Source organism: Promicromonospora sp. NFX87, from assembly GCF_048564965.1.
GTDB lineage: Bacteria > Actinomycetota > Actinomycetes > Actinomycetales > Cellulomonadaceae > Promicromonospora.
The window spans coordinates 951,668-962,126 of the sequence record NZ_CP183413.1; the positions used below are offsets into that span (position 1 = coordinate 951,668).

Genomic DNA, 10,459 nt, shown 5'->3' on the forward strand with positions numbered 1-10,459 from the left:
GCGGTAACGAGACCGATGTCACGTCACCACGATTCGCGCACCCTAATACCCTTGTCCCATGGCTTCCCACTACGACGTCGTACTCCTCGGTGCGGGCCCCGGCGGCTACGTCGCCGCGATCCGCGCTGCCCAGCTCGGTAAGTCCGTTGCGATCATCGAGGAGAAGTATTGGGGTGGTGTCTGCCTCAACGTGGGCTGCATCCCTTCCAAGGCTCTGCTCCGCAACGCCGAGCTGGCCCACATCTTCAACCACCAGAAGGACCTCTTCGGCATGACCGGGGACGTCACCTTCGACTTCGGCAAGGCGTTCGACCGCTCGCGCGACGTGGCCGGCGGCCGCGTCAAGGGCGTGCACTTCCTGATGAAGAAGAACAAGATCGCGGAGCTCGACGGCCGCGGCACGTTCCGCGACGCGAACACCATCGAGGTGGCCCTCAACAAGGGCGGCACCGAGACGGTGACCTTCGACAACGTGATCATCGCGACCGGCTCCGAGGTGCGCCTGCTGCCCGGCGTCGAGCTGTCCTCGAACGTCGTGACCTACGAGGAGCAGATCCTCACGCGCGAGCTGCCGAAGTCGATCGCGATCGTCGGCGCCGGCGCCATCGGCATGGAGTTCGGCTACGTCCTGAAGAACTACGGCGTGGACGTCACGATCATCGAGTTCCTCGACCGTGCGCTGCCGAACGAGGACGCCGATGTCTCCAAGGAGATCGCCAAGCAGTACAAGAAGCTGGGCGTCAACCTGCTGACCTCGACCGCCGTCCAGACCGTCAAGGATGACGGTTCGTCGGTCACCGTCACCTACAAGGGCGTCAAGGACGACAAGCCCGGCGAGCTCGTCGTCGACAAGGTCCTCATGGCGGTCGGTTTCGCGCCGAACGTCAGCGGGTTCGGCCTCGAGAACACGGGCGTGCAGCTCACCGAGCGCGGCGCCATTGCCATCGACGACCACATGCGCACCAACGTGCCGCACATCTACGCCATCGGTGACGTCACCGCCAAGCTCATGCTGGCGCACGTCGCGGAGGCGCAGGGCGTCGTTGCGTCGGAGACCATCGCCGGGGCCGAGACCCAGACGCTGGGCGACTACCGCATGATGCCGCGTGCCACGTTCTGCTCCCCGCAGGTCGCGTCGTTCGGCCTCACCGAGCAGCAGGCTCGCGACGAGGGCTACGACGTCAAGGTGTCGTCCTTCCCGACGATGGCCAACGGCAAGGCGCACGGGCTGGGCGACACGACGGGCTTCGTGAAGCTCGTCGCCGATGCGAAGTACAACGAGCTGCTTGGTGCGCACATGATCGGCCCGGACGTGTCGGAGCTGCTGCCGGAGCTGACGTTGGCGCAGAAGTGGGACCTGACTGCTGATGAGGTGGCGCGGAACGTGCACACGCACCCGACGCTGTCGGAGTCGGTGCAGGAGACGGTGCACGGTATTGCTGGGCACATGATCAACTTCTGAGACCGGTCTCCCGGTTTCTCGGGAGTCGAACCTGGTCAGAGGCCCGGATCCGCGGAATTCCGCGGATCCGGGCCTCTTTGCGTCCTGGGGTGTCGTGGACACCTATGGACGTGAGGAGCCCCGAATTGCCTCCCCGAGAGCCACGCAGGAGGCACGCCGACACGACCAGGAGGGAACCGACGATGGGCACGAAACCGAGGCACGGCCTCAGAAGCGAGAGGCATGGGGCAGGCTGCGCAAGCTGCCCTTGAAGCGCTGGCAGGCACGTTTTGTGGGTCCGGACGGCAAGGTCTACTCGGCGCGGACCGAGGACGACAAGCCACTGACGTTCCTCACCAAGGGTGACGCTCGCGAATGGCTCAACGGGGGAGGTCGATGTGGCATACGAGCGCACGTTCTGCGCACACCACCTAGGCACAAACCTGCTGTTGTGCGAGGCATATCGGCAGGTCAGAGAGCGCACGCCGGTTCTTCCTAGTTGCGGGCCAGCTTCGCCGCGGCGTGAGGCTGATGGTGCCCAGGTCCGACGTGCGCCGGATGAGCGTCGGGCCAACGGCAGGGGACCGATCGGCGTCCATGGATCGACCACGCTGACACATGGTCGATGCATGGGACGCGCCGTGGTCCTTGCCTGGGCCGTACGATGTTCCGACCAAGTTCGATCTGGAGGAGCGTTCTTTCGCGACTGAACCGGAGCGTATCGGGCAACCGCACGTCGAGCTCAGTTGGTCCGCCGACCCGTTCGCACCGGGACGATGTCGAGCGGAGGAGCAGCTCGTCGCAGAGGCGGCGGTAGGCCTGCCCGGCCCGCGCATCCGGGTCGACCTCGCGCACTGGTGCACCGCGCCGGACGGCTCCCTGTCAGGCCTCGCATACTGCGTATCGAGACGAACCATAGCTGGAGGATCGACCTGGGGTCTCGACATCTAACAGAAGCCGCGCGAGAATCCATTCGAATTCGGGTGTAACCGCCAGGAGCTTAGTCTGATCGGTTCCGCGTTACAGCCCACTACGTGAATACTGCGGTCGTGGGAGGCTCCAGGCCGCCGTAGAGGAGAACCGAGGAAAGCGTGTTCAACCTGATAGTTGGTTTCGTCGACGGCACGGCAACCAGTGATCGAATGCTGGAGTATACGGCTGACGAAGTTAAGGTGTTCCTTAGGCAAGGAAATACTTTCGACTTGGGGCGCCTAGAGCGACTCCCGACACTGGTGATGCCGGAGACCGGCTTCACAGATGTTAAACAGATCGCACGCGTCGGTAGGCTAACCAATCTCAGGGCGCATGGCCGCGAAATTAGCTTCAAGCTGGTTGATACCCCGGGAATCCCCACGATTCGAACTGAGCAGGTTGAGGCGCTAGCGAGTGACCTTGGTATCCAGCCATTCGAATTTAATCGAACTCACTGGGCCGTCAAGGACGTGGATCTTTATGGGGCGCTGTTCGGTGGCGGCGCCCTTCGCCAGCTCGCCCCAAAGGTCTTCGACCTCCCAATCCATCTTCCAGTGGAGCCCGACCTCGTGGCCGTTATGATGCCGTTCACGGGATTCGACCGCGTCTACGGCGCGATCAAGGAAGCGGTCGAGAGTCTTGGACTTCGGTGCCAACGAGCGGACGACATCTGGGAGAGCCACCACATCATGGACGATGTCATCAGCCTGATTTGGCGTTCCCGAGTGGTGGTCTCAGACCTGACCGGAAAGAATGCCAACGTTTTCTACGAAACTGGCATCGCGCACACGCTCGGGCGGGATGTCATCCAGCTCGCACAGAGCCTTGCTGATGTGCCATTCGACCTTCAGGCGATCCGCACGCTCAAGTACCTGAACAACGGGGAAGGGCACGAGAAGATGAAGGAAGAGTTGACGAGGCGGATCAAGACCTTGGTTGGATGACGGGCGATCTGCGTAGGTCGCTGCTGATCGTGGGCCGCCAGCTCTGAGAGAATCGCATGGCAAAGTGCCACGGCGTGTCACGGGTGTCCCGTGTCGGACCATCTGATTGTCAGCGTGCCGTGTGGTCGCGGCAGGACGGTCGCAGCTGCTGCGGTCTCTGTGGGCTCGGTGCCAGTGGGTCACCGCTGAAAGAGCGGCTCGGGGCCGCGGTGGTCGGCGCCGTAGCGGGTGATCGCGTCCGCGAGCCGCCGAGTGAGACAGGCCGCGTCCGGGCCCTTGCCTGGTAACTCGCAGGACGATCCGGGAGAACCTGTACGTCGCGATGACGCGCGGCCGTGACACCAGCCACGCGTACGTCGCGCTAGACGCGTCCTCCACCGACCACAACCCGCGACCTGATGACACTTGACCACCGCCTGCAGCATCCTCTTCGGTGTCCTCCAGCACCCCGGAGCCGAGCATCTGCGGACCGCTACGCTCGGCAAAGAAGTCCGTAGCAGAGCTCCAAATGTGCCTAGTGAAGGGTGTCGGTAGGTTGAGAGCCGAGTTCGAAGAGAAGCAGTATGAAATCGCCGCGAGCATTGAACTTGCTCATGGATTGCTCGGCAACCGTGTCTTCTCGTCAGGACAGGTGCTTGAAAACATCCTTGGGTACGACACGGCCGCCGATGCTGACCCGACACACTTGATTTGGCGCGTGCTGAACGCTCCGCGACCGGCTGGCGTAGTATTGATTCCTCGATACTGGGAACTGGGGCAGCGACCACGGCCAGGCGTACTCCCGGAAAGTCTTGTGAGCCTTGTCCTGCAATTCAAGAGGCCAGATTTTATGGTACGGAAGGGTCGGCCACAATGGCAGATCTGGAATGCTCCATACTATCGGTTTACGAGAAATGAGCAGCAGCACGCGGTTCTCCGGAAACTGGAGAAACGACTTGGTGCGGATGTTCTTATCAGGTATGCCGCGCCGGCATTTCACACACGCGGTGAGTTGGAGAGTGCCCAAGTGTCCGGGAAAGTGCTAGAGCAGACCGGGTTTGCGAGCCCGGCGGATTTCGGGCTTCACAAGGTTTGGACTTATCGCGAGGCTGGCGTTGAAGGGCGGCCGAATCCTTCGGGGAGGCGTCGAACCTTCGATTCTCTGGAGGATCTCGCAGGAACTGCATCGGAACTCATGCCTTTGGGTCGGAATGCAAGCGCCGGACGAGAACTGGTTCCTTTGGAGAGGATCGCGGATGTCGTGCGATATCGCAGTCCTGCAGCGAGGCGGAACGTCGACGATTGGGTGCTTAGCCTTCGAGGTGTGGACATTGTTCTGACGAGGACGCAGCGCGAGGACCTCAGAGAATACGCCTCGATCCAATCCGAACTTGCGCGAGTTAACGCACATTGGTGGCTCGTCGGTCGTTGATTACCTTGGCCAGTTTTGGGTCGAACTGAACTGACCGTGACGCCAACGGGCCGACCTGAGCCTGGCGAGGGCGGGCTCGTTTTGCAGCTGGCCAGGCGCGACGATCCCAGCCATCCCAACGTGTCCAGGTGCTATATGCTCCCGCGTGTTCCGCCCGTTTCGATTAACAGCGGTGAATCCCGAAAGCTGCCCATGTAAGCCCGTTTGGGGCCAATGCCTGTTACTCACTAAGCCGGAGTCGCGCCCTGTGCCAGCTCGCGCCGGATCGCCGCTCCGATAGCTTCCATGGTTGCGGTCTCGATAGCAGCGGCAGCAGTCACCACGCGGTCGATCCGGGCCGTCTCCTCGTCGGTGTCGGCGCGCTTGCGCCGGGTATCGGCAAGGTCGGTACATGCGTCGATGAACTTGCGCCCTTGTTGCCGCAGCCCGTCATCGACCACGCGCCCAAGCAGCAGCTCAAACCCGGACGCGCGGGCACGATGTTCTCCCCAAACTCGGGCTTCAACGGGGTCGGCGTCATCGCCGGCCGCCAAGTGGAAGATGTGGACGTCGAGCGCCGCTTGGGCAAGTCTTCGCGCTTCGTTCTGCAACTCCAAGAGCGTCTGTAGCTGGAAGTCCCGCCGTCGCGCGTCCCGTGCTCGCGCCTCGGCAGCCTCCTCCCGCTTTGAAGCGCGTTCATCGCGTCGAGCGTCGTTCCAGCCAGCCAGCGCGTAACCGCCGAGCGCTGCGAGGAGAGTTGAGAAGGGCGCGATCCAATCCACACGCACGGTCTACCGGCTCCTCGGGCCGCTGTCGCGTGCGACATGCTTCGGTAGAGAACGTCGGCCCCGGGGAGGTTAGCTCCCTGCGATCCAATTCATGGCGTTGGATCGCCGGTAGCGGTCGTGTCTATCTGCCCGGTGGCCGGGTCACGGTCTTCGACGGCATTAGCGCCCAGACCACCGTGGCGGGTGAGCACGGATCGCGGCCTGGCAGAGCGCCTGGGGTGTCGGCGCGGACGCGTATCTGCGTCGGGCGGGGGTGTGCCGGTAGTGGGTGGCTTCGAACTCGGCTGGTGGGATCAGGCCGGCCTCGCCGTGGAGGCGTCGGTGGTTGAACCAGTCGATGTATTCCGCGGTCGCGATCTCGAGGTCGTCGATGTTCTTCCAGGGCCCTCGTTGCGCACGAGCTCGGCCTTGAACAGGGAGTTGAACGCCTCGGCCAGGGCGGTTGTCGTAGGAGTCGCCGGTGGAGCCGACCGATGCGACCTCGCCAGCCTCGGCGAGGCATTGTGTGTAGCGGACGGCGACGTATTGCGCGCCCTTGTCGCTGTGGTGCGTCAGCCCGGCCGCCCTCGCGGGTGCGCGACCAGATCCCCATCTCCAACGCGTCCAACGCCAGGTCGGTGCGCAGCGATTGCGCCAGCTGCCAACCGACCACGCGGCGGGAGAACACGTCGATCACGAACGCGGCGTCGGCCCAGCCGGAGAACGTGCGGCAGTAGGTGATGTCGCAGACCCACAACCGGTTCGGGCGGTCGGCGGTGAAGTCTCGGTGCACCAGGTCCGGGCGGGGTCCGGCCCGGAGCCAGGGATCGTCGTGCGGGGGCCCCTTGGCCCGACTGATCCCGCGCAGGCCGGCACCACGCATCAGCCGGTGGACCGTGCAACGCGCGATCCGATGGCCCTGACGGTTTATCTCGGCATGGACCTTGGTCATGCCGTAGACGCCGTAGTTGTCCGCGTGGACCGTGCCGATCAGCTCCAACCGCGTCGCATCGGAGACTGTTCGGGCCGACGGCGGCCGGGACCTGGCCGCACAGTACGTGCTCGGGGCGACCTGCGGCTCGGTGCAGATCGGCTCGACCCCGAACTGGTCCTTGTGGGCGTCGATGTAGTCCACGATCACCGCCGTGGGCGGTCGAGCTCCGCGACGCGAAGAAAGCTGACGTGATGCGCAATTTCGCGTTGGCCCGACGCAGCTTCCGGTTCTCACGCTCGAGCTCCGCTAGGCGCTGCGCGTCCGACATCGTGGTTCCCGGGCGGTCGCCGACATCGATCTCGGCCTGGTTGACCCAGCCGCGCAGCGTCTCGGGGTTGATCCCCAGCTGCTCACCCACCCTGGCCACAGCGCCCTTTGGGGGTGCCAGGGTCACGTCGCAGATCGACCGCCATCCGGATCGCCCGCTCCCGAAGCTCGTCCGGGTACTTCCTCGGTGCTGCCATAACTCTCATCCTCTCGGGGAATGAAAGCCTCCAACAGACCCGTCACGAGACATACCATCGGTGAGTGTGTGATCGCGGCCGTAGCACTACGGTGACGACATGCCTCGCCGACCTGCCATGCGCGACTTCCTTTACCTGTCACGGACACTTCGCGTCCAGGGTGCGTCGCTATGACGGAGGCTGCGGAACCCGCGAAGCCTGCTTGGGTCGGTGAGTTCGAGTCGGACAACCCTGGTGTTCGGCCCGCAGCTGGCAGCGGAACTGGATCTGAGGCGTTTGGGGTTCGGTTGAACAGCAGCGCGGCTGTGCGTGTCTCGATGCGTGCCGTTCCTGTCCGAAGCGCGGTGGACATTACGGTGTCGGGCTCTGGGAACCTGAGGCTTTCGGACCTCGACGTAGATCGCACGATCCGTGTGGCGAAGCAGCAACCCAGCACCAATGTTTCCATTCACCTGGAGGGGTCGGTTCAGGGGGAACTAGCGCTTGTGCAACCGTCGGCAAGGATGACGGTAAGTGCCGACAAGGAATGCACTGCGACAGTTGCGCTCAACGACGGTAGCCTCCGCGTCGGCGATGAGGGCTTGGGCCAAGCTGTCGTGAATGCTATTGGCGGCTCCCTCGCTGGTGGAGTCTATGGTGAGATCCGACTGGGCGACAAAGGTCGGCTCACGCTTGGCGACGGCGCCATTCTAAAGATCGAGAGACTCATCGTAATAGGCTCAGCAGAGCTCGCCGTCGGCAAGGGACAGGCGCTTGAGCTCGGTGTGGTCTGTGGGGACGGAAACCAACGACAACCTGTGCTCTCCATAGTTCGTGCAGGTAACACTGGCGGCAGGGCCGTCAAGGTCCGTCGCGTCACGGCCGCAACCATAGACGCCGATTCGAGCACGGCGATGCAGCTGCAGATTCAGGACGCGGCGGAGCACGTAACCCTCCGCGGTGCTGTCTTCACGGCTTTCAGCGGAACGGCCGTGGCGAGCGACGTTGAGTTCGCATCGAAGGATGAGCAACACCCTCGGCTTGCGGCGCTGCCCGGTGCTGTGATTACCGGGGTGACGGGCGAGTTCGTACTAGGACAGATCGGTGGAGCGCACCTGGCAGGCGGCCCTGCGGGCTTCCTCATTAACTCGGTGGCACCAAGGCCAAAGGGCGCGGAGTCGGCGTGCGCGGACGCCTTCGTCAGTGGGTTCATGGTGCCAGGCGGCTTGGAGGGACGGAGTCTTCTCAACGAGTTTGACGATGCCCACCACCTTGAGCCGTCGACCAAGGACCTTCCTGGCTGGGACCGCCGGTTGCTCCGTGGGCTCCCGTGGCAGCGACGGCCCAAGACGACGCGTCCTGTGCGGAACCAAGTGCAGTTGCGTCACGACGCGGAACTAATGCGGAAGATGCGCGAACTGGCGCGCAGCAAGGGGGCATCTGGCTCTACTCGCACGAAGGTAGGGTGGTGCGCCCAGCGGTTGCGCCACTTGACTACACACGGCAGAACTGAACGCTTCGCGCTTGGGGCGTACCGCCTCCTCGGGTACGGTGAGCGGCCTTTGCCTCCATTCGTCACCTGGCTCGTACTCTCGCTGGTCCTTGCTCCGGTCCCCGCACTGGTGGCACACGAGTACGTTTTTGTTTGGCCGGTCGATTTTGGCCACGCGCTTAGGTTGGCAGGTTGGTTCCTGGAGGACATTGGCAAGGCGTGGATTGACCGAGCCTTCAGCCCTGTTGGAGCGATATTTGGTACCGGCAGCTCGGACGAGTCGGCGTCGTGGCTCTACGTGCTCCGTGCCCTCGTAGCGATCCCACTTGTCGTCTTCAGTCTTTCCCTCCGCAATTACGTGCGCTCCGGGCGGTGACCAGGATTCCAATCGGATCGAGCGAGGAAGAGCCGGCGGATCGGGGATCTCAACGACGTATGGGGAAATCGAACTGCTCGGTCACTCCTTCGTCGATGTCGACGGTGACTGTCAAGCCCCGGGTTTGGTGGAGAGCTGGTTAGCTGGTTTCCAGGCTTGCCGTGACCGGGTCAGCCACGGCGTGTAGTGCCTCGTACTCGGTCGGCGGGACGTGGCCGAGCTCGCCGTGCAGACGCCGGTTGTTGTACCAATCGATGTACTCCACCGTCGCGATCTCGAGATCGTCCAGACCACGCCACGGCCCTTTGTTACGGACCAGCTCGGCTTTGAACAGCGAGTTGAACGCCTCGGCCATCGCGTTGTCATACGAGTCGCCCTTGGAGCCGACCGACGCGACCGCGTCGGCCTCCGCGAGCCGCTGGGCATAACGAATCGCACGATATTGGACCCCGCGATCGGAGTGATGCGTCAGCCCAGCCAGATCCGCGCCAGCACCCTGACGACGCCAGATCGCCATCTGCAACGCGTCCAACGCCAGATCGGTATAGAGACTGGTCGCGACCTGCCACCCCACGATCATCCGGGAGAACACGTCCAGCACGAACGCCGCATGGACCCACCCGGCGCCCGTGCGGACATAGGTGATGTCCGCGACCCACAGCTGGTTCGGCCTCGTGGCAGTGAAGTCACGTTCGACCAGGTCAGCCGGCCGCCCGGTCTCCGCCGCAGGCCGAGTCGTCCGCGGGGACTTGTCCCGCAGCAGACCCCGCAAACCGTTCTCACGCATCAGCCGCTCGACCGTGCACCGCGCCACCCGCTCGCCCTGCCCAGCCAGCTGCCGGTTCAGCTCGTGCCAGATCTTGCGGGCCCCGTAGACGCCGTAGTTCTTCTCGTGGACCTGCTCGATCACCTCGAGCAGGCCGGCGTCACGCACTGCTCGGGCCGAAGCCGGTCGGGTCTTGTGGGCGTAGTAGGTCGACGGCGCGATCTGTGCCGGCGTCCCTTGGAGCGCCCGCAGGACCGGCTGGACACCGTGAGTGACCTTCTCCTGGTCGACGAACTCGACCTTCACCTTGACGGACGGTCCAGCTCCGCCGCGAAGAAACTTGCTGCGGACTTCAAGATCTGGTTCGCGCGCCGCAACTCACGCACTTCCCGCTCCAGCTCCGCGACTCTGGCTGCCTCGGCAGTCGTCGGGCCCAGGCGCAGTCCCTCGTCCCGCTCCGCGCGCGCCACCCAGGTCCGCAACGCTTCCGGGTGCACCCCGAGCTGGTCCGCGATCCGCTTCACCGCCCCGACCCGCGACTCGGGGTCCTTCCTCGCCTCGAGGGCCAGACGCGTCGCACGCTCACGCAACTCGTCGGGGTACTTCCGTGGTGCCGACATAGCTCCCAATCCTCCGGGTCTTCGCTGTCTCCATCAAACCCGGGGCGGGACACACAGGCGGTGCGACGACGCACGGCATACGGCTGACACGGCGCAGTGGCTGCGCGGATATGGCGAGCAGGCGAGACCAGCGGACAGCGGGTCCCGCGGACCGCCGACGAAGGCAACACACCTAATGCACAACGCTGTGAGCGGTCCCGAGTCCACTCTAAGTGGACACGCTCCGGCCCCGGCCTGGGAGGGTGTGGGGGACA

Annotated in this window: 4 protein-coding genes, 2 pseudogenes and 1 other annotated feature; of the genes and pseudogenes, 3 read left to right on the plus strand and 3 right to left on the minus strand. The window is 64.1% G+C overall.

Annotation, left to right across the window (positions count from 1 at the left end):
• Window positions 1-58 precede the first annotated feature (58 nt).
• Window positions 59-1,462 (plus strand): dihydrolipoyl dehydrogenase, encoded by a 1,404-nt coding sequence (gene lpdA / locus ACNYC2_RS04270; RefSeq protein WP_419705834.1) that lies wholly within the window; start codon window positions 59-61, stop codon window positions 1,460-1,462.
• Between the two features lie 1,070 nt (window positions 1,463-2,532).
• Window positions 2,533-3,357, plus strand: coding sequence for a hypothetical protein (locus ACNYC2_RS04275; protein WP_419705835.1), 825 nt, complete (start codon window positions 2,533-2,535; stop codon window positions 3,355-3,357).
• A gap of 1,638 nt (window positions 3,358-4,995) precedes the next feature.
• On the opposite strand, the gene ACNYC2_RS04280 is transcribed toward ACNYC2_RS04275, so the two are convergent.
• Complete coding sequence (locus ACNYC2_RS04280) at window positions 4,996-5,529, minus strand: hypothetical protein (protein ID WP_419705836.1); 534 nt, start codon at window positions 5,527-5,529, stop codon at window positions 4,996-4,998.
• Window positions 5,530-5,796: 267 nt separating this feature from the next.
• Window positions 5,797-6,981, minus strand: a pseudogene (locus ACNYC2_RS04285) (IS3 family transposase); the annotation flags it as partial.
• Window positions 6,578-6,693, minus strand: a sequence feature (AL1L pseudoknot). It overlaps the preceding pseudogene by 116 nt.
• 335 nt (window positions 6,982-7,316) lie before the next feature.
• On the opposite strand from ACNYC2_RS04285, the gene ACNYC2_RS04290 reads away from it, so the two are divergent.
• Complete coding sequence (locus ACNYC2_RS04290; RefSeq protein WP_419705837.1) at window positions 7,317-8,819, plus strand: hypothetical protein; 1,503 nt, start codon at window positions 7,317-7,319, stop codon at window positions 8,817-8,819.
• A 139-nt stretch (window positions 8,820-8,958) separates the two neighbouring features.
• Here ACNYC2_RS04290 and ACNYC2_RS04295 read toward each other — a convergent pair.
• Window positions 8,959-10,205 (minus strand): annotated as a pseudogene (locus ACNYC2_RS04295) (IS3 family transposase).
• Window positions 10,206-10,459: the final 254 nt, after the last annotated feature.